This is a genomic window from Brevibacterium litoralis, assembly GCF_040212315.1.
GTDB lineage: Bacteria > Actinomycetota > Actinomycetes > Actinomycetales > Brevibacteriaceae > Brevibacterium > Brevibacterium litoralis.
On sequence record NZ_JBDIUY010000032.1, the window covers coordinates 45,467 to 65,234 of the forward strand.

Genomic DNA, 19,768 nt, shown 5'->3' on the forward strand with positions numbered 1-19,768 from the left:
CGACTTCGATCTGTTCTCGCTCAGGCGACGAGTGGCCGGTACTGCGGGAAGCGCTCCAGGTAGTCCTGGACGTACGAGCAGGTCGGGCGGATCCGCTTCCCCGACTCCTCGAGGGAATCGAGCACGAGGGTCACGAGCGTCCGCGCGTATCCCTGGCGGCCGTACTGTTCCCCGATGACGGTGTGCAGCAGGTCGACCGTGCCGTCCTCGGTGACGGAGTACCCGACGAACCCGACGAAGGTCCGGTCCGGCTCCGTGAGCCACAGCTCGAACCGGTCGTGTTCGGGGTTGCGGACCATCTCCACGGGCATGTCGACGAGCTGCGGTGCGGGTCCGGTGGTGTCACTCATGGAAGTCTCCCTCGGCATCACGGGTGGGTCACCACCAGCCTAGACCTCCACCCCTCGTCAGGAGGCGAGGCCGCGCAGGAACTCTTCGACGACCGGCACTGCCGAATCCGAACCGAATCCGCCGTCCTCGACGACGACCGCGAAGGCCAGGTCCCCCTGATAGCCGGTGAACCAGCCGTGCGTGCGGGGCGGCACCTCCGTCCCGTACTCCGCGGTGCCGGTCTTGCCGTGCACCGGCTCCCCCGGGACGTCCGCGAGGTCCTCACCGGTCCCCGCGGTCACGACCTCGCGCATGAGGGCGCCGAGGATCTCCGCCTCGTCCGCCGTGAGACCCGTGGCACCCTCCGCTCCCCCACCGGCGCCCGCGTGGTCGGGCAGCAGGACCGGGGTGACGGTGGTACCCGCCGCGACCGAGGCGCTGCCGGCCGCGATCGCCAGGGCACTCGCCGTGACGGTGCCCTGACCGATCGAGGCGGCGGCGAGGTCCACCCCGGTGGCACCGGTGTCGACCTCGACACCCCGGGCCGCGGTGCCGATCGCCGGCTCCGTCATGCCGAGGTCCGCCGCCGCGTCCGCGAGGTCCTGGGCCGTGAGGTCCTCGACCGCCGCCGTGACGAAGGAGGTGTTGCACGACTCGGCGAAGTCCTCCGCGAGCGTGAAGTCGCCGGTCGCGTGCCCCTCGGCATTGGTGAAGGCGCGTCCCTCGACCGTCGCGGTCTCCGTACAGGGCAGGACGTCCGCGGGCGTGTGTCCGGCACGCAGGAGCGCCAGCGTCGTGACGATCTTGAAGACGGAACCCGGCGGATAGGCGCCCACGAGGCCCCGTTCGGTACCGGTGTCGCCCTCTCCCCCGTTCGCGACGGCGAGGACCTCCCCGGTGCTCGGCCGCAGCGCCACGAGCGAGGTGGGTCCAGACGAGGCGTCCACCGCGGCATCGGCGGCCTTCTGGACGTCGATGTCGAGCGTGGTGTGCAGCGCCGGGCCCTGCTGGGGCCCGAGTTCCAGGAGGGGACCGTCGTCGGCGGCCTCCCCCTCGCCGGAGTCACCGGAGTCGTCCTCCTCGTCGAGCGGCACGACGGTGAGGGTGAGGCCGTCGACCCCGCCCAGTTCGTCCTCGAAGACCTCCTGGAGCCCACTGCGCCCCACGAGGTCACCCGGCTGCACCGCACCGGAGGAGGTCGAGATGTCCTCGGCGGTGGCCTCGCCGACGGTCCCGATGAGAGCCCGGGCGAACTCCCGCTCGAAGGACAGGGACTGCTGCCGCTCCCGGAAGACCGTGCCCGGGACCGGGCGGATGTCACCGGCCACGTCGAGGTAGTCCGACTGTCGCAACGTGATGACGGGGACGAAGTGTGTGGGCTCGGCCGCCTCGACCCGGCCCTTGAGTGCCTCCCCGTCGACGTCGAGGTGTTCGACGACGACCGCGATCGTCTCGTCGAGGTCCTCGACCCGCTGAGGTTCGATCCCGACGTCGACCACCGTCTCGTCACGGGTGATGACACGGTCGTCGCCGGCCCGGATCTCCCCGCGGGGAGCCGGGGTGGTGGTGACGGCGAAACGGCCCTCGGCCAGGTCCGGGTGGACGGCGGCCGGGGTGAAGTCGACCTGCCACTTGAGGTCCTGTTTGCGCAGGTCGAGGTCGGACTCGTACACCCAGTCCGGGGTCGAGGCGCCGGTGTTCGTGGGCGCGAACCAGTTCCACCGCAGCGTCGCGGTGGCCGTCCCGTCGACCGGGTCGGAGACCCCCACGACCTCGACGAAGGCAGGGGTGTCCATCCCGACCGTGGCGAGCGGTCCGGTGAGGTCCGCGTACTCCGCCTCGACCGCGTCCGGCTCGGTCCACGGGCCCGCACCGATGGCCCCGGTCTCGAAGGACCGGGCGGCCTCCCGCGCGACCGACTCGGGGGTCGTCCACAGCCGCGGGTCGAGCCGGGCGATCACGACCGCGGCGAGGACGAGGACGAGCCCGGCGGCGCCGAGGAGGATCCACAGGTTCCGCCGCCGAGGCGCCCCGGACCGGGCACGGTCCGCGCGGGCGGCACGCCGGGTGAAGGGCGCCTCGCCCGCGGGTTCAGGAGTGATGGGATCGGGGGACGGGGACTGCTCCATGTTTCCTCTCATGGCCCACGGGCGCCCCGCGGGATGACGAACGGCTCACGCCCGATGTGCGCGTGGTGAAGTTCACAGCATAGTGTGGTGCACTGCGCCGGACGCCCTTGACCAGGACCCACCCGGATCGACCCGGATGAATGTCTTGAATCCTGGGACCAGGGCGCCAGCCGGGTCCGTCCTGGCGGAGAATGACGCACCAGCACCCATGCCCGTCGAACGATCGTTCGCCGGGCCCCCACACGAGGAAGTGAGCCGATGACCACCACCGCCGCCACCGCACCCACACCGACCTCGGCCGGGCACATGATCGTCAAGTCGCTCGAACAGCACGGTGTCGAGCGCGCCTACGTGGTCCCCGGTGAGTCCTACCTGGACATCCTCGACGGCCTGCACGAGTCGAGCATCGAGACGGTCGTCTGCCGCCACGAGGGCGGCGCGGTGTACATGGCGGAGGCCGACGGCAAGATGACGCCCACCCCGGGCGTCGCCATGGTCACCCGCGGCCCCGGCGCCGCGAACGCCCACGTGGGTCTCCACACCTCCTGGCAGGACTCCACGCCACTCGTCCTCTTCGTCGGCCTCATCCCTTTCGAGCACCGGGAGAAGGAGGCCTTCCAGGAGTTCGACCCGAAGGCCTGGTTCGAGAACGGCGCCAAGCGCGTCATGGTCCTCGACCACGCCGAACGCGCCAGCGAGGTCGTCGCCGAGGCGATGTTCGCCGCGGTCTCCGGCCGCCCCGGACCCGTCGTCGTCGGTGTGCCCGAGGACATCATCAAGGAGCCCAACGACGGGGTACTCCACCCGGTCATCCCCGTCGCCAACGGCGGCATGACGGTGACCGACTGGAAGGAACTGAAGAAGGGTCTGTCCGAGGCCGAGCGTCCGCTCTTCGTCTTCGGCGGCAACGACTGGACCTCGGCCGGCGCCGAGGCGTTCACCTCCTGGTTGGAGTCCCACAACCTCCCGGCCGCCGCCGAGTGGCGCTGTGAGGGCACGGTCCCCTTCGGGTCGCCCTCCTACGTCGGCCCGCTCGGGTACGGCCGCCCGGCCTGGACCCACGAGATCCTCGAGAAGTCGGACCTCCTCGTCTTCGTCGGCACGGTGCCCGGTGACGTCGTCACCGACGGCTTCACCACCCGCCAGAACTGGGAGAAGAAGAACTTCCTCGTCACCATCGACCCGGCCCTGCGTGGCCGGTCCGGCCCGGTCTCCCACCAGATCGTCGCCAAGCCCGACGTCTTCATCCGCGACCTCGTCCGCATGGAGCTGCCGGTCCGCGACGAATGGCGGTCCTGGACCAACAGCCTGCGCGAGCGCCAGGTCGAGTTCTCCACCGCCCCCTCGCCGGAGCCCACGGACGGGCAGGCGAAGATGGCGACCCTCATGGGCAATCTCGTGCAGCACCTCGACCACGACGCGATGATCACCCTCGGTGCCGGTGAGCACACGAACTGGGCGCACCGCTACTTCCCGACGAACTCCTATGCCGCGATGATCTCCGCGCGCAACGGATCGATGGGCTACTCCGTCCCCTCGGCCGTCGCCGCCTCGCTGCGGTTCCCCGGTCGCCAGATCGTCACAATTGCCGGTGACGGTGAGTTCCTCATGAACGGTCAGGAGCTCGCGACCGCCAAGCAGTACGGCGCGACCCCGCTCGTCATCGTCATGGACAACCAGGAGTACGGCACCATCCGTACGCACCAGGAACGGGACTACCCGGGCCGGATCTCCGGTACCCAGCTGGTCAACCCGGACTTCGCCAAGCTCGCCGAGGCCTACGGCGGCGTGGGCATCCGGGTCGAGCAGGACTCCGAGGTACCCACGGCCGTCGAGCGCGCCGTGGCGGCGACACGCAACGGTGAGTTCGCCCTCATCCACATCATCGTCGAGCAGCGCGTAAAGGCGTACTGAGCTGCGTCCAATGCCGCCCGGACCCCGGCACCCCACCGCCGGAGTCCGACGCCGCCCGGACCCCGGCACCCCATCGACCGAGGCCGACGTCTCCACCCACGGGCGGGGCGCCTCCACCGCGGAGGTTCCCCGCCCGTGGGCGTGATCCACCCGAATGGCAGAATGGGACCCATGAGCCAGAGCACGCAGACGGCGACGGAGCCGCAACCCACCGATTTCCCCCTGCTCACACACGACAAGCTGCGGTACGCGGACACCGACAAGCAGGGTCACGTGAACAACGCCGTGTACTCGACCTTCTACGAGACCGGTCGGGTCGAGTTCATCGAGAAGGCCCACGAGGCCTCGACGAACCCGAACGCGGAGTTCGTCATCGCCAAGATCACCGTCGAGTACCTGCGGGAGACGCACTGGCCGGGCACCGTCGAGATCGGCTCGCGCGTCAAGCGGATCGGCAACACCTCGCTCGTCGTCGAGCAGTGCATCTTCTGCGAGGGCGTCCTGCGGTCCCGCGCGGAGTCGGTGATCGTCCAGATCGACACCTCGACCCGCAAGCCCGCCCCCTTCGACGACGGGATGCGCGCCTACCTGCGCACCCTCATGCCCGCCGACGGTGAGGACGCCTCCCCCGGGGCCGACCGGTGACCGAGGTGCGGACACGGACCCGCTTCGTCACGACGATCGCGGAGCTCCGGACGGCCATGGCCGACCTGGTCGTCGAACGCGGTGCCGGGACCGTGGGCCTCGTGCCGACCATGGGGGCGATCCACTCCGGGCACCGGGCACTCGCCGCGGCCGCCCGGGCGGCCCACCCGGTCGTCGTCGCCTCCCTGTTCGTCAACCCGCTGCAGTTCAACGACCCCGTCGACTACGAGCGCTATCCACGTGACCTCGCCGCCGACCGGGCCGAGTTCGAGGCCGCCGGGGTCGATCTCGTCTTCGCCCCCGCGGTCGAGGAGATGTACCCCGGTTACCCCGACGGGCCCCGGGTCCGGGTCTCCGCCGGGCGCATGGGCGAGGTGCTCGAGGGCGCCAGTCGGCCCGGCCACTTCGACGGCGTCGCGACGGTCGTCACCAAGCTCTTCCACGTCTTCCGGACCGACGGGGCGCGGTTGCACGCATACTTCGGGCAGAAGGACGTCCAACAGCTCATGATCATCCGGCGGATGGTCGCGGACCTCGATCTCGAGGTCGACGTCCACGCGGTCCCCACCGAGCGCGAGGCGAGCGGGCTGGCGCTCTCCAGCCGCAATCTCCTGCTCTCGGAGTCCGACCGGGACCACGCGACCGTGCTCTCCCGGGCGCTGCTGGAACTGCAGGACCGGGCGTCCCGGGGTGTCGCGCTCGACGTCGAGGAGCTGCGCGTGCGCATCGACTCGACCCCGGACACCCGGCTGGACTACCTGGAGGTCGTCGACCCCGGCACGCTCGAACCGACGCACACCCTGCCGGCGGTCGCCGTCGTCGCGGCCCGGGTCGGTTCGGTGCGCCTCATCGACAACATGCCCCTGGAAGGCCCCACGGACGACTGAACCCGCTGCACCGCCCCCGACCCCACCGAGCCCTGAGGCCGGCCCACAACCGATGCCGAGGCGCCCGGCACGTGTCATGCCAAGGAGGGTGGGCGGTGGGGTCAGACCCCGGCGAGGTCCTGCTCCGGCAGTAGCTCGGCGGCGAGTTCGGTGCCGTTGTCGCGGGCCAGCTGTGCCTCCAGCTCCCGGACGCGCGGGATGATCTCGCGGCCGAAGTGTTCGACCTCCTCCTGGAAGTGCAGGTAGCCGGTGAGGAACAGGTTCACACCGATCTTCTTGTACTCGACGATCCGCTCGGCGATCTGGTCGTCGGTGCCGATGAGGCGGGTCTTGAACCCGTCGTTGTACTGCACGAGGTCCTCGAAGGAGGAGTCGGCCCACATGCCCTTGCCGTCCTTCGTCGCCTGGCCGGCCTCCTTGACGGAGGCGGCGAAGCCCTCGACGGCCGGGGTGTGTGCCTTCGCGACGATCTCCCGGAGGGTGTCCTGGGCCTCCTGTTGCGAGTCGCGGGCGATGACGAACCCGTTGAGACCGAAGCGCGGAGCCGCCGCCGCCCGACGCGGACCCTTCCCGGCCGAGGCGACCACGCCGGAGATGTTCTCCCGGAAGCCGTCCAGCGTCTCGCCGTTCGAGAAGTACCAGTCGGCCACGCGGCCTGCGGTGTCCTGCGCGGCCGTCGAGTTCCCGCCGAAGAAGATCTCCGGATGCGGGCGTCCGGGGCCGTCGACCGGCGCGGGGCTCAGCGTGAAGTCGTCGATGTCGTAGTACTTCCCGGACTGCGAGTACCCCTCCTGGGTCCACAGTCCGCGGAGCACGTCGATGAACTCCTCGGTGCGCACGTACCGTTCGTCGTGCTCCAGCCAGGGCAGACCGAACTTGGTGAATTCGTCCTTGAGCCACCCGGAGACGATGTTCACCGCGGCGCGCCCACCGGAGATGTGGTCGGCGGTGATGATGAACTTCGCGAGCACACCGGGGTGCCACATGCCGGGGTGGACCGCCGAGATGATCTTCAGCTTCTCCGTCGCTCCGAGGAGGGCCAGGGAGAAGCTCGTCGCCTCGTGCTGTTGCGCGGCGTTGTAGCTGGACATGTAGCGGGTCTGGGTGAGGGCGTACTCGAAGCCCACCTTCTCCGCCGTGCGGGCCAACTGCTCGTTGTAGTCGAACTGCCAGTCGGTGCGCTGTTCGATGGTCGACACGACGAGTCCGCCGGACACGTTCGGGACCCAGTAGGCGAACTTCAGCGGGGTACGGAGGTCGGCGACCTCGCTCACGGGTGTCGTCTCGGTGCCCATGGGGCCTCCAGTGTGGTCTCCCGCGCCTGTGGTTTCCTGCGCGGTGGTCGCTTCCGACGTACTGTCCGGATCGATTCCGTGACCCGGGCCTCCCCTGGGCCCGGACTCCCGACGCCGAACGTCACATGACGTCATGCAGAGGTGTCATATTCCCGGAGAAATCGCACCGTGAACGGCTCCGACCCCGGAGGCACAGGCCGGATACGCTCGGGCCCATGACCCCCTCGTCCACCCGCGTGCTCACCCGCGCCTGGTCGATGCTCGCCCTCGGTGTGGTCTCCCACGCCGGCACGACCTTCCTCATCACCGTCCCCGCCTACCTCATCCCCCTGCTCCAAGTGCAGGAGGGGATCCCGCTGGTCGCCGCCGGCGCACTCGCCTCGGCGCCGAGCATCGGTATGTGTCTCACACTCGTGGCCTGGGGTGCCGTCGCCGACCGGTTCGGTGAGCGTTGGGCGATCTCCGCCTGTGTCACCGCCTGCGCACTCGGTGCCTTCGCGGTGCTGCTCGCCGGGTCCCACGCGGGGTTCGCGGTCGTCCTCGTCGCCTGCGGGGCCGCGGCCGGTGGGACGAACTCCGCGAGCGGACGCCTGGTCGTCGCCTGGTTCCCCAAGGCACGGCGCGGTCTGGCCATGGGCATCCGACAGATGTCCGTACCCCTGGGACTCGCCGTGGCCGCCGTCGTCGTCCCACCCCTGGCCGAACGCACCGGCGTCACCGGCCCCTTCGTCCTCATCGGCGCCGTCCTCGTGGTGCTGGGTCTCGTGTGTGCGCTGGCCATCCGCGACCGGCCTCCCGAGGAACCCGCCGACACCCGCGCGGTGCTCCCTCCACCCACCCCGGCAACGAACCGCGTCTCACCGTCCGCCGCCGAGGCGCCCCGCACGGGGGCACCCGACGAGGAGGGCACCTCGGGCGCAGTGGGAACCTCCAGGGTGGGGACCAACCCCTACCGGCGGTCGTCGTTCCTCGTGCGGATCCATGTCGTGTCCGCGCTGCTGGTGATCCCTCAGTACACGATGGCGACCTTCGCGTTCGTCTTCCTCGTGTCCGGGCAGGGATGGGAGACAGGGCCGGCCGGGGTCATGGTCGCCGTGGCCCAGATGGGCGGTGCCGTGGGGAGGGTCGTCATCGGCGGGGTGAGTGACGCGGCCGGATCCCGGGTCCGGGTGATCCGCGCGGTGGCGCTCACCACGACGATCGTGTTCGGGTGCCTGGCCGTGGCCGGGTGGCTGGGGGCGGTCGTCCTCACCGGGATCGTGCTCGTCGCAGCCGTCACGGCCTCCACGGCGGACAACGGCCTGGAGTTCACCGCCATCGCGGAGTCCGCGGGACCCCGCTGGTCGGGCCGCGCGCTCGGGATGCAGAACACCGGCCAGTTCCTCGTGTCCGCGGGAGTGGGGCCGGCGGTCGGTGCGCTCGTCTCCCTCGCGGGGTACGCGGCGGCCTTCGCGTGTGTCGCCGCTGTGCCTCTCGTCGCCCTCGGGGTACTCCCCCGCCACGACGAGAGCACCGACTGACCGGCGGCACGGGAGCACCGCCACGGCTGCGTTCTCGTCGCTCGAAGTACCAACCCCACGTACGTCTTCGCTCCTCGGCCTTGCCGTGACGGCACTCCCGCGCCGTCGGAACCGGCGGGACGGGACGTACCGCCGGAGGTCGCCGGGATCTACTCCTCGGAGGTCTCGGCGATGAACCGCCGGGTGTCATCGAGGTACCGCTCCAGGAGTCCACTGAGGGTGCGGACGTCCTCGTCCGACCAGTCGCGGACGACACCCCGGGTCATGCCGCTGCCGATCCGGTGTAGCGCGTCCGCCTGGGCCGACCCGTCCTCGGTGAGGAGGACCAGGAGTGCCCGACCGTCGGCGGGATCCCGCTCGGTGACGACCAGGCCCTTGCCCCGCAGTCGGGACAGGGACTTGCTGATCGCCGGGAGACCCACGCCGATCCGCGCGGAGAGCTCACTGGGCCCCAACGGGTCGTCGGGGCTCAGGCGGGTGAGCACGCGTATGTCGGTGGCGCCCAGGTCGGGGCCGATGCTGGCGCGCAGGCGGTCCGTGAAGTTCTTCGTCCACTCCTCGACCAGCAGGTCGAACGACCGGGAGATGTCGACGTAGACCGTGTTGTCCTCGTTCATGCGCACAGTCAAGCACATGGTGTCCGGGAGAAAGCCCACCTGCGGGTGACAGGTCGTCACCCTGCGCTTCATCGGGGACCCCGTGCGCCGCGCGACAGTCGACGGAACGGACGGGTCACAGCGCCGACCGCCCGACAGAGTACCCATCCGGCCGAACCCGCGCCCGGGACTCGACAGTGGCGCGGTCACCCCGCCCCCACCCACATCACCGACCCTCGCACCGCGAGCGCACGACGTGCACCCCGGAACGGACGAGGCGGGGACGATCCGCATCACAGGGCGGATCGGAGAGCCCCATGGCCTCCGGCCGCGTGAACATGCCGCACACGGGCCACGCGCCCGGCGCCGACGGTCCGAACACAGGGAACCCTGCCACACAGGGAGGGCGGCGGGAACGCACCGGGGTGACGTCACACGGGTTCCGGGAACCTCGGGGCGAAAACACTTTCCATCGTCACCCCAGGAAACACCCGATGATCGTGACCCACATCTCACGCCCGGCCGTCCGCACCTCCCGTGCGCAGCCGGCCCGGACATCCGATACGAACCGTCAGCCCTGACTGGTGATCACGCCGCACCCGGCCTGGTGTGACCCACACGTGAAGCGACCGAACGGCCGTTCAGACCCTCTGCACGACGGGTGGGCCGTCCGCATCCGATCACACAAGGACGTGTTGACATGACGAAGGACGAACTCGCTGCCCTGCGAGCCATGTTCGCCGAGAACCCCGACCCCCTCGACTTCGGCGCCGACCCGGTCAGCGAGCGGGTCAAGTTCGACACGATGTTCGGGGCCTTCCCCAGGACCCGGACCTCACCTCCTCCCCCACCCGGATCGGTGGCGTCCCGGGCCTGTGGTCGGACTCCCCCGCAGGCGGCACGACCGGAGGCGTGCTCCTCTACCTCCACGGTGGTGGCTACACCCTCGGGTCCCCGACCGCTTACGCCCAGTTGGCCGCGGGCCTCGCCCGGTCCGCCGGGACCGCCTGCTTCTCCGTCGACTACCGTCTCGCTCCCGAGGCGCCCTATCCCGCCGGCATCGACGACGCCGTCGCGGCCTACCGCGGTCTGCTCGCCGAGCACGCACCGGAGTCCATCCTCGTCGGTGGTGACTCCGCCGGCGGCGGCCTCACCCTCGCCCTGCTGCTCACTCTCCTCCACGAGGGCCTGCCGATGCCGGCCGGGGCCGTCCTGCTCTCCCCCTGGACCGACCTCACCTTCACCGGTGCCTCCATGAGGACGAAGGCCGAGGACGACCCGACCCTCACCGAGGAGGGGCTGCGCGTGGCCGCCGCCCACTACGCCGGCGACACCCCGCCGAACGGCCCCCGGATCTCCCCGGTGTTCGCCGACCTCACCGGTCTGCCTCCCCTGCTCATCGAGGTGGGCGAGGCCGAGATCCTGCTCTCCGACTCGACCCGCGTCGCGGCGAACGCGGCCGAGGCGGCCGTCGACGTCACCCTCCACGCCTGGCCGGGCATGATCCACGACTGGCCCGCCTTCTCCTTCGCCCTCTCGGAAGGGCGCGAAGCGATCGCCGAGGTCGGCACCTGGGCCCGGGCCCGGCTCGACGCGGCGGCCGTGGCCACGGACGGTGCACCCGGGCAGGGCGCCTCGGGAGCGGAGGGCGGTGAGGCATGACCGCGCTCGATTCGCACGTCCTGGTCGTCGGTGCCGGGTTCGCCGGGATGTCGCTGCTCGCGCGGCTGCGGGACCGTGGCTTCACGGTCGCCGGTGTCGAGCGCGGTGAGGACGTGGGTGGCACGTGGTACTGGAGCCGGTACCCCGGTCTGCACTGCGACATAGAGTCGATGCACTACTCCTACGCCTGGGACCCCGATCTGCAGGACGAGTGGGAGTGGACGAACCGCTATGCGACGGGGGCGGAGATCCACGAGTACGCCCGGCACGTGGCCGAGCGCTACGACCTGCGGCCCCTCATCCGGTTCGGGACCGCCGTCACGGCACTCGAGTTCGACGAGGAGTCGGACACGTGGACGGCCCGGTTCTCCGACGGCTCGGCGCATGTGGCCCGGTGGGTGGTGCTCGCCATCGGCACGCTCTCGACACCCAAGCCGATCGACCTGCCCGGGGCCGCTGACTTCAACGGCCGCTCGCTCACGACGACGGACTGGCCCTCCGAGGAACCGGATCTCTCCGGTGACCGCGTGGCGCTCATCGGGACGGGGTCGAGCGGCATCCAGACCGCGACCGCGATCGCCGACCGCGTCGGGCACCTGTCGGTGTGTCAGCGTACGGCCAGCTACACGATGCCGGCGCACAACCGGCGGCTCTCGCCCGAGGAGGTGGCCGAGTGGAAGGCGGACTACGCGCGGATCCGGGAGGAGGAGCGGAACTCCAGCTCCGGGATCGGCCACGAGAGGACGGGCAAGCTCACCTTCGAGGTCGACGTCGAGGCACGCCGGGAACTCTACGAGAAGGCCTACCGGGCGGGGACGCCCTTCGCGTTCTTCGCGATCTTCGAGGACGGACTGGTCGACGAGGCGGCCAACGCGACGATCCACGAGTTCTGGGCCGACAAGATCCGGGAACGGGTGGACGATCCGGAGACCGCGGAGAAACTGGTGCCCAGCGGGTACCCGATCGGCACGCGCCGGTGCTGCATCGACAACGGGTACTACGAGATCTTCAACTCCGACCACGTGGACCTCGTCGACATCAAGGCGAACCCGATCGAACGGGTGGAGCCCGCGGGGCTGCGTCTGTCGGACGGGTCTCTCCTGGAGGTCGACACGATCGTCCACGCCACCGGGTACGACGCCTTCACGGGGACGCTCGCGCGGATCGACATCCGGGGTGAGGCCGGCCGGACGCTCGCCGAGGACTGGGCCGACGGTCCGGAGACGAACCTCGGCCTCCAGATCGCCGGATACCCCAACCTGTTCCTCGTCACCGGCCCGCAGAGCCCCTCCGTCCTGAGCAACATGATGGTGTCGATCGAGCAGCACGTCGAGATGATCCTCGCGGCTCTCGACACGGCTCGGGAGGCGGGTGCCGGACGGATCGGCACCTCGCGCGCGGCCCAGGAGGCGTGGATGGCGCACTGCCGCGAGGTCGAGTCGATGTCGCTGTTCCGCAAGGCCGACAGCTGGTACTCCGGGACGAACGTGCCCGGCAAACCCCGCATCGTCCTGCCCTACGTGGGAGGCGTCGGTGTGTTCCGCGAGGTGTGCACCGATGTGATGGCCGCGGACTGGAAGGGGTTCGAGTTCGCGTGAGATGAGTCGGGTCCCGCACCGGACTCCGGTGCGGGACCCGCCGGCCGCCGGTGGACGGCGGAACTCAGGACGGGTCCGCGGACGCCCCACAGCGAGGGCAGTCCGCGGACCCGTCCGGTTTCAGGGCGCCGCAGTCGGGGCAGACCCGGTCGAGCAGGCAGACGGGTTCGCCGATCGGTTCGTCGATGGGCACCGGGCCGTGGGCCCGCCCACCGGAGGGATGCGCGCCTCCGGCGGGGTGGGCGCGGAAGGCGGCACGCGCGGTGGCGAGTTCCACCAGGTGATCGCGGAGGATCCGGGCGTGGTTCACGTGGGGATCCCGTGCCGCGTACAGGAGGGTGAGGTCCTCGCCGGTCTCCCACAGTTCCAGGAGACGATCGACCGCGGGATTCCCCGCGAGCTCCGCCCGGTACCGCTCGGTGAAGGCGTCGATCCGCTCCGGGTCGTGGTCCCACCACGTCCTCAGCTCCGGACTCGGGGCCACGTCCTGTGCCCAGTCGTCGAGCGCGGCTTTCTCCTTGCTCACCCCGCGCGGCCACAGGCGGTCGACGAGAACCCGGTACCCGTCGGAGGCCCGTGGGGTCTCGTACACCCGTGCGATCCGGATCGTCCCACCGCGGGGGTCCACCCGCCTGCGTCCCGTTCCGTCCTCGTCCATGGTCCTCTTCCCCCGCTGTCCCGGCCGACCTCGACCGTGTCGCACGCTCGTGTGACTCTCCTCACCGAGTGTACGGACACCCCGGGTGACCAGGTGCCGGAAAGCCGGAGGCCGGAACCGATGGCATACAGTGGCCGCCGCACCCCGCCCCACCGAAGGAGAACTCGTGTCCGAGCCCTTCTCGAACCTGTCCGCTGCCCGTGAGGAAGCCCTCGCGGTCCGTGCCCTCTACGAGATCCTCGAAGAGCGCTTCAACGGGAAAACCTGGTCCCTCCACGAACTCCAGATGGGGTTCGCGAACGACGTCGGACTCATCGGTCGACTCATCCTCGCGCACGACGGCACCTGGGAGATCGACGGGGACGTCCGCGCCGAACTGGAACACAAGCTCGCGGAGTCCATGTGGTGGACGTTCGTCCTGGCCGACCGCTTGGACATCGACATGGACGAGGCGTTCGCGCGGACGATGTCCCGCATCCGAACCGCGCTCCAGGGCACCATCGCGCGAACGGACCCGGAGTCCACGTCAGGGTCCACGGGCTCCTGAGCACCCGGCACTCCCGCGATACAGGAAACGCCGCAGGGCCCGGAACTCGTGATGAGTTCCGGGCCCGCGGCTGATCGTCCGTGGAGGTAAGGGGATTCGAACCCCTGACCTTCTCCATGCCATGGAGACGCGCTACCAACTGCGCCATACCCCCGTATATGTTTGTCGTTCTCAGCGGGTTCTCGCCGCGGGAACGAAGACCATAGTAGTCAGCCCGGACATGACCACACAAATCGGATCCGTGTGACCCTCGCCACGTCGCCGGTCGACACCCGGTCCACGTCGTCACTCCCCCGGCTCCTTCTCCCATTCCGTTGCCCGGCCGAAGGTCGCCGGGTCCACCGGCCGGTCCTTCTTCGGCAGTCCCGCGACGACCAGGCAGTACGACTCGAGGACGAGATCACGGAGGACGGACTCGGTCACCGTCTCCCCCGGGTACACGGACACCCAATGCTTCTTGTTCATGTGGTAGCCGGGTTCGACTTCCGGGTACATGGACTTCACGGCCTCACCGTCCTGTGGTTCGACCTTGAGATTCACCCCGGGTCGGCCGTGCACGTCGACGAAGAGGAGCGCGAAGATCTTGTCGCGCACCCGTAGGACGGGGACGTCCTCACCGAAGGGGTGGTCGACCACGGACCCAGGGAATTCGAGCCCGATCGTGCGCGCGGTGTCGAGAAGCAGGCGTGCGTCCATGCCCGCAGGCTACCGGAAAGCACTCCCCCTACCGGGAAGCCGCGGCCGCGGCACCGCGGTCGGTGTCGGCGGGGGCGGGGCACCTCGGGAGCGTCTTGGCGCCGTGGCCGACCAGGTGGGCGTGGACGGGGGCGAGGAAGAGGACACCGACGGCCGGGACGACGACTCCGGAGTCGTTGATGACCGTCCCGACAGTGAGGAGAACGACGAGCGAAGCGAGCGCCGAGCGGACGAACGGGAAGCGGCGGTGGAGGTCCGGCAGCGCCGGCAGGCGGAACCGGGCGGGGTCGAGGAGGACCCAGAAGACGGCGGCGAGGACGAGAGGCAGCAGCAGCGTCATCCAGCTCTGGGTGAGGATCCCGATGTTCATGTCGATCTTGCGCACCAGGACGGGCCAGGCCTCGCCGGTGACGATCGAGTCGAAGAACCGGCCGAAGTGCGTGCGGTGGTTGGCCGGGCGCAGCCAGTCGGCGAAGAGAACGAGGAGCATGACCCCGCCTGCGGCGCCGATCGCGGAGATCACCCGGCCGAAGGTCATCCGGACCCCCGCGACGGCGAAGACGAGCACGGCCGAGCCGATGAGGAGGGTGGGGACCGACCCGAACTTGGTGCCGAGCCCGGGGGTCGCCAGCACGATGCAGGAGGCGAGGACGGCGATCGCGACGACGGCGATCCGGGCCCAGCGCGTCCGGATCCACGTGCAGACGGCCCCGAGTCCGACGAGCAGGGCCGTGCAGTAGAGCGCGAGCCCCGAGTTCCCGAGCCCGTAGAACCGCGCGGCGATGAGGAGGGGCTCGCCCATGAGGGTCGACATCTGCAGGGGCGACCCGGCGAGGATGTCGACGACGAGGACACCGACCGTCGTCGCGGTGAGGACGACGAGGGGCCCGAGCGGGTGGCGCTTCCACGGTCCCAGGAGCGCCACGAGGGTGATGACGAGGGCCCAGCCGGCGACCCCGCCGAGCATCGCCACGTCGGGACTCGTCGAGCGTTCCCACGGCACGGTGTTGACGAGATAGGTCGACACGGGCACCGCCGCGAAGAAGGCCCCGCCGACGGCCAGCGGGTTCCTGACCCGGCCGAAGGCCCGACGCCCCACGGCGAGCGCGACGACCACGAGTCCCAGCAGACCGATCGCGAAGACGGGGAAGAACCAGGCGGAGACCGCCTCCTGCGTGGCGACGGCGACCTGCCGGTCGAGCATGAATCGGATCCGGTCCTCTCCCGTGGCGGTCGCACTCCCGGCCACGCCACCCCACCCGGGTTCGACGGTGTGGATCGGGGCACCTGCGAGGTTCGCGTCGACCTTGGTGCCGAGCACGTCGACGGCGGCGAGCAGGGTCGGCAGGACGTCCGTCGTCTGGACGAGCCCGGGCTGCTTGGTCGAGTTCGCCGACAGGATCCCCCGGGGGAAGTCCGGGCCCGTCGCCGCGGCGAACTGCATCCGCGTGTCGTCCGTCCGGCCGTCGGACAGCGAGGTGACGAGCAGGTTCGCCGCGTCCGAACCTGCCGTGTGGCGCGCGGTGAGCGCGCCCCGCACCGCGCCCACCCGCGCATCGAGGGCCCGCAGGGAGTAGCCGTACTCCTCGGCGTTGCCGAGATCGACGACGACGAGGTCCGACCGGTCGAGGGCCCCGGCCACCTGCCGGCCGAAATCCTCGGCATCCCCGGCCGGGGCCGCGTAGTCGCCCACCTCGCCCTCGGCGTCTGCCGTCGCGATCGCCGCGCCCGGCCCGATCGCCACGATCTCCGGGTACCCCTCGGCGAGCAGGCCCAGGTGCGGGGCGTAGTTGTCCTCCTCCGCACGGTCGGCGTAGACGTCCCAGTCGGGCACCGGGAGATCCGCTCCCGAGGCGCCCTGTCCTTCCGGTCCGACCGTGCCGTCACCTTCCCTTTCCGTGGCGAGGGGCGAGGCGGGTTCACGGCACTCCGGGAGCACCTCGTCGGCGGCACGTCGACCGGAGTTCACCGCCAGCCAGCCGTCGACCGGGCAACTGGTCGTCCGCACACTGCGTGGGGTCACCGTCGCGATCGCTCCGGTCCGCGCGAGGTCGTACAGGTGGGGTGTGAAGTGGGGGTCGAGGTCCTCGAAGGTGAGCCCGCTGACCCCGAGGAGGACGGTGGGGGTCGGGTCGGGGGCGGGTGCCTCGGCGGCGGAGGTCGCGGCTGCCGCGGTCGCGGCAGGAGTCGAGGCGGCGACGGACGTGGAGGAGGTCCCGGCCGTCGTCGGGAGTGCCGCCCGGGCCGTCACCGCGGGTCCGAACACCGTGATCAGCAGGGCGAACAGGCTGATCAGCAGGAACGAGCGGCAGATGCCGGACCGGTGGAGGGGCATGGCCCGATGGTAGCGGGAACGGCCGGGAAAGCCCCGGCCCCGCGGTCCGGGACCCCGATGGTGTGGGCCGGGTCACGGACCGGGAGTAGATTCGATGACACACCCGTCCGTCCCCCATGATCGAGAGTCCCCGTGAACGCCATCCCCGTGACCACCCGCCCCTCGTCCGTCTCCCCCGACCTCGTCGTGCAGGACATCCGCCCCTGGGGCGGCCCTCCCGTCGACCTCCACGTCACCGCCGGGACGATCACCGACCTCGTCCCCCGGACAGGCACACAGGACCCCACCGACATCTCGACGACGCGGGTCGTCGACGGGGCCGGAGCCGTGGCACTACCCGGATTCGTCAACGCGCACGCCCATGTCGACAAGTCCTGGTGGGGCGAGGACTGGGTCCCCTACGGAGGTGGCCCGGGCGTCCCCGGTCGGATCGCACACGAACGTGAACGACGCGGCGCCCTCGGGATCCCGGGGCCCGCACCCACCCGCGCTCTCCTGCGGCAGATGCTCGCCACCGGGACCACCGCCATCCGGTCCCATGTCGACGTCGACACGGGTATCGGCCTGCAGGGCATGGAGGTCGTCCAGGAAGCGGTCGCCGACCTCGACGGTGCCGTCGAGGTCGAGATCGTCGCCTTCCCCCAGGACGGGGTCCTCCGCCGGCCCGGTGTCGCGGACCTTCTCGATCGGGCCGCCACGGCCGGTGCCCATCACATCGGCGGACTCGACCCGGCCTCGATCGACCGGGACCCCGTCGGGCAGATCGACCTGGTCTTCGGGATCGCCGAACGCCACGGGATCGGGGTCGACATTCATCTCCACGACGGTGGGGAACTCGGTGCCTTCCAGGTCGAACTCATGATCGACCGGACCCGCCGCACCGGGCTGCAGGGGAAGGTGAACGTCGCCCACGGCTTCGCCCTCGGCGATCTGCCCGACTCCCGTCGCGCCGGTCTCCTCGAGGGGATGGCGGAGGTCGGCATCTCGTTGACCACCGTGGCCGCGTTCGGCAGGCCCGCACCACCTCTCTCCGCACTCACGGCCGCCGGGATTCCCGTGGGTCTCGGGACCGACGGCGTCCGGGACCTGTGGACGCCCTACGGGACCGGCGACCTGCTCCAGCAGAGCACCCAGTTGGCCCGGATGACGGGCGCCCGGGACGACGACACCCTCGTCCGGTGTGCACGGATCGCGACCTCGGGCGGCGCCTGGGCGGTGTCGCGGGACGTCCATGATCTCGTGGTGGGCGCCCGCGCGGATCTCGTCCTCGTCGACGCCCGGAACACCCAGGACTCGGTGGTCCGCGCCCCGGAACGGTCTCTCGTGGTCTCCGGAGGCCGGATCGTCGCGCAGGACGGCGAGACCCTCGTGTGAGCACGACGAGAGAGCAAGGCCTGAGCCTCGTGGGGGCTCCACGGCTGATCGACTGTGCCAGGAATGGCGTCCCGGCACTCACGGCGGGACGCCATTCCTCGCACTGTCGAATCAGGCGACGGCCACGTGGGTCAGGCCGCGGCCGGGACCCGCGTGTTCGTCGCGACCGCGGAACGGCGGACCTGGCGGGCGGTGACGAGCAGGCCGAGCGCGGAGAGGACCCCGCCGATCGCGACGTAGAGGGAGATCGCGGTGCTCCCGTCGAACCGACCGAGCAGAGCGGTGGCGATCGTCGGGGAGAGTCCACCGCCGAGCACGGCGCCGAGGTTGTACGACAGTGCCACTCCGGAGTACCGGATCTCCGGCCTGAACAGGGTCACGTAGTAGGCGGCCATGGGTCCGAACACGAAGCTCAGGCCGATGTAGGCCACGATCACGGCGACGTACAGGGCCGGGACCGCACCGGTGTCGAACAGCCAGAAGTACGGGAATGCCCAGAGCGCCTGGAAGGCCGCACCGGCGAGCATGACCCGGACGATGCCGAAACGGTCGGCGAGCGCACCGGCGACGAAGACGGCCACGAGCATTCCCGCGGATCCCCACAGGCCGGAGAGCAGGATGTCGTTCCGGTCCATGCCCAACTGCTGCGTGCCGTAGGAGGTGCTGAAGGAGTTGACGATGAAGATGAAGAGGTTGAAACCGAGATTCACGAGCACACCGCCGAGTAGGAGGGGCAGTGCCGTGGAGAAGACCCGTGCCAGCGGCAGCTTCGGGGCGGCCCCGGCGGCCGCGGCCATCTTCCGGAACACCGGGCTCTCGTCGACGTCGAGGCGGATGTAGATCCCGATGACGACGAGGACCGCCGAGATCAGGAAGGGGATCCGCCATCCCCACTCGGTGAACGCCTCCCCCGTCGTCACGGCGACGATGTTGAACACGCCGATCCCCAGGATGCTGCCGATCGGAGAACCTGCGGTGACGAACGCACCGAAGAAGGCCTTCCGACCGCGAGGCGCGTGCTCGGTCACCATGATGAAGGCACCCGACTGCTCGCCGCCCATGAAGAATCCCTGCAGGACGCGCAGGGTCACGAGGAGCACGGGAGCGAGGAGTCCGACGGTGCCGTAGGTGGGCAGCAAACCGATCGCGACGGTGCACACCCCGGTGGCGACAAGAGAGATGACGAGCATCGTCTTCCGGGAGAACCGGTCACCGAAGTGGCCGAACACGATCCCACCGAGCGGACGGGACACGAAACCGGCGCCGAAGGCCATGAACGACAGGAGCACGCCGACGAGGGGGTCGGACTCCGGGAAGAAGAGGGCCGGGAAGACCAGGCCGGCCGCGAGACCGAAGATGAGGAAGTCGTAGAGCTCGATGCCGGTGCCGAACGCACTGGCGGCAGCGATCTTCCGCATCTGGCCCGGGGGCGTGGACGGGTGGTCGACATCCGCCTCGGCGACATCGGCCGCGGCGACACCTGGGGTGACGTGCATGTGGGGATCTCCTTCGGTGAGAGTGCACCGGGCATTGTCTCCCGGAAACCGAGTCGGCGAGTGATGCATCCCACATCTCGGGACGA

General features: G+C 70.3%; 16 protein-coding genes and 1 tRNA gene. 8 read left to right on the plus strand and 9 right to left on the minus strand.

What is annotated here, in order from left to right:
- Positions 1–20 precede the first annotated feature (20 nt).
- Together AAD496_RS11355 and AAD496_RS11360 are read right to left on the minus strand one after the other, a co-directional pair.
- On the minus strand, positions 21–350 hold the full coding sequence (locus AAD496_RS11355; RefSeq protein WP_349828861.1) for a GNAT family N-acetyltransferase: 330 nt from the start codon (positions 348–350) through the stop codon (positions 21–23).
- Between the two features lie 57 nt (positions 351–407).
- On the minus strand, positions 408–2,459 hold the full coding sequence (locus tag AAD496_RS11360; protein ID WP_349828862.1) for a penicillin-binding transpeptidase domain-containing protein: 2,052 nt from the start codon (positions 2,457–2,459) through the stop codon (positions 408–410).
- A 258-nt stretch (positions 2,460–2,717) separates the two neighbouring features.
- On the opposite strand from AAD496_RS11360, the gene AAD496_RS11365 reads away from it, so the two are divergent.
- The 3 genes from AAD496_RS11365 (at position 2,718) to panC (ending at position 5,905) form a co-directional block, all read left to right on the plus strand.
- Positions 2,718–4,373: a thiamine pyrophosphate-dependent enzyme gene (locus AAD496_RS11365; RefSeq protein ID WP_349828864.1), complete on the plus strand. Its 1,656-nt coding sequence runs from the start codon at positions 2,718–2,720 to the stop codon at positions 4,371–4,373.
- A 171-nt stretch (positions 4,374–4,544) separates the two neighbouring features.
- Complete coding sequence (locus AAD496_RS11370) at positions 4,545–5,018, plus strand: acyl-CoA thioesterase (RefSeq protein WP_349828866.1); 474 nt, start codon at positions 4,545–4,547, stop codon at positions 5,016–5,018.
- Positions 5,019–5,023: 5 nt separating this feature from the next.
- The gene (panC, locus tag AAD496_RS11375; RefSeq protein ID WP_349828868.1) at positions 5,024–5,905 is read left to right on the plus strand and encodes a pantoate--beta-alanine ligase; all 882 of its coding nucleotides are present in this window, start codon (positions 5,024–5,026) and stop codon (positions 5,903–5,905) included.
- Between the two features lie 101 nt (positions 5,906–6,006).
- Here panC and sfnG read toward each other — a convergent pair whose 3' ends face one another.
- A complete protein-coding gene (sfnG, locus tag AAD496_RS11380; protein WP_349828869.1) occupies positions 6,007–7,200 on the minus strand; it encodes a dimethylsulfone monooxygenase SfnG in 1,194 nt (397 codons plus the stop codon).
- 215 nt (positions 7,201–7,415) lie between these two features.
- On the opposite strand from sfnG, the gene AAD496_RS11385 reads away from it, so the two are divergent.
- The gene (locus AAD496_RS11385) at positions 7,416–8,720 is read left to right on the plus strand and encodes an MFS transporter (RefSeq protein ID WP_349828870.1); all 1,305 of its coding nucleotides are present in this window, start codon (positions 7,416–7,418) and stop codon (positions 8,718–8,720) included.
- Positions 8,721–8,869: 149 nt separating this feature from the next.
- On the opposite strand, the gene AAD496_RS11390 is transcribed toward AAD496_RS11385, so the two are convergent.
- On the minus strand, positions 8,870–9,337 hold the full coding sequence (locus AAD496_RS11390) for a MarR family winged helix-turn-helix transcriptional regulator (protein ID WP_349828871.1): 468 nt from the start codon (positions 9,335–9,337) through the stop codon (positions 8,870–8,872).
- Positions 9,338–10,228: 891 nt separating this feature from the next.
- On the opposite strand from AAD496_RS11390, the gene AAD496_RS11395 reads away from it, so the two are divergent.
- Both AAD496_RS11395 and AAD496_RS11400 read left to right on the plus strand, forming a co-directional pair.
- Positions 10,229–10,978: an alpha/beta hydrolase gene (locus tag AAD496_RS11395; RefSeq protein WP_349828872.1), complete on the plus strand. Its 750-nt coding sequence runs from the start codon at positions 10,229–10,231 to the stop codon at positions 10,976–10,978.
- Positions 10,975–12,576: a flavin-containing monooxygenase gene (locus AAD496_RS11400; protein ID WP_349828873.1), complete on the plus strand. Its 1,602-nt coding sequence runs from the start codon at positions 10,975–10,977 to the stop codon at positions 12,574–12,576. Before AAD496_RS11395 ends, AAD496_RS11400 begins: the two co-directional genes overlap by 4 nt.
- 64 nt (positions 12,577–12,640) lie before the next feature.
- On the opposite strand, the gene AAD496_RS11405 is transcribed toward AAD496_RS11400, so the two are convergent.
- The gene (locus AAD496_RS11405; RefSeq protein ID WP_349828874.1) at positions 12,641–13,234 is read right to left on the minus strand and encodes a DUF488 domain-containing protein; all 594 of its coding nucleotides are present in this window, start codon (positions 13,232–13,234) and stop codon (positions 12,641–12,643) included.
- 166 nt (positions 13,235–13,400) lie between these two features.
- Here AAD496_RS11405 and AAD496_RS11410 point away from each other — a divergent pair, with 166 nt between their 5' ends.
- Positions 13,401–13,781: a nucleoside triphosphate pyrophosphohydrolase family protein gene (locus AAD496_RS11410; RefSeq protein ID WP_349828875.1), complete on the plus strand. Its 381-nt coding sequence runs from the start codon at positions 13,401–13,403 to the stop codon at positions 13,779–13,781.
- 81 nt (positions 13,782–13,862) lie between these two features.
- Here the strand turns inward: AAD496_RS11410 and AAD496_RS11415 are convergent.
- From AAD496_RS11415 to AAD496_RS11425, 3 genes are all read right to left on the minus strand, one after another.
- Positions 13,863–13,935: transfer RNA gene (locus AAD496_RS11415), tRNA-Ala, on the minus strand.
- A gap of 131 nt (positions 13,936–14,066) precedes the next feature.
- Positions 14,067–14,477 carry an MmcQ/YjbR family DNA-binding protein gene (locus AAD496_RS11420; protein ID WP_349828876.1) on the minus strand — a complete coding sequence of 137 codons (411 nt, stop codon included), beginning with the start codon at positions 14,475–14,477 and terminating at the stop codon, positions 14,067–14,069.
- A gap of 28 nt (positions 14,478–14,505) precedes the next feature.
- Positions 14,506–16,812 carry a hypothetical protein gene (locus AAD496_RS11425; RefSeq protein ID WP_349828877.1) on the minus strand — a complete coding sequence of 769 codons (2,307 nt, stop codon included), beginning with the start codon at positions 16,810–16,812 and terminating at the stop codon, positions 14,506–14,508.
- A gap of 132 nt (positions 16,813–16,944) precedes the next feature.
- On the opposite strand from AAD496_RS11425, the gene AAD496_RS11430 reads away from it, so the two are divergent.
- Complete coding sequence (locus AAD496_RS11430) at positions 16,945–18,186, plus strand: amidohydrolase (protein WP_349828878.1); 1,242 nt, start codon at positions 16,945–16,947, stop codon at positions 18,184–18,186.
- A gap of 131 nt (positions 18,187–18,317) precedes the next feature.
- Here AAD496_RS11430 and AAD496_RS11435 read toward each other — a convergent pair whose 3' ends face one another.
- Positions 18,318–19,682 (minus strand): MFS transporter, encoded by a 1,365-nt coding sequence (locus AAD496_RS11435; protein WP_349828880.1) that lies wholly within the window; start codon positions 19,680–19,682, stop codon positions 18,318–18,320.
- Between the last annotated feature and the right edge of the window lie 86 nt (positions 19,683–19,768).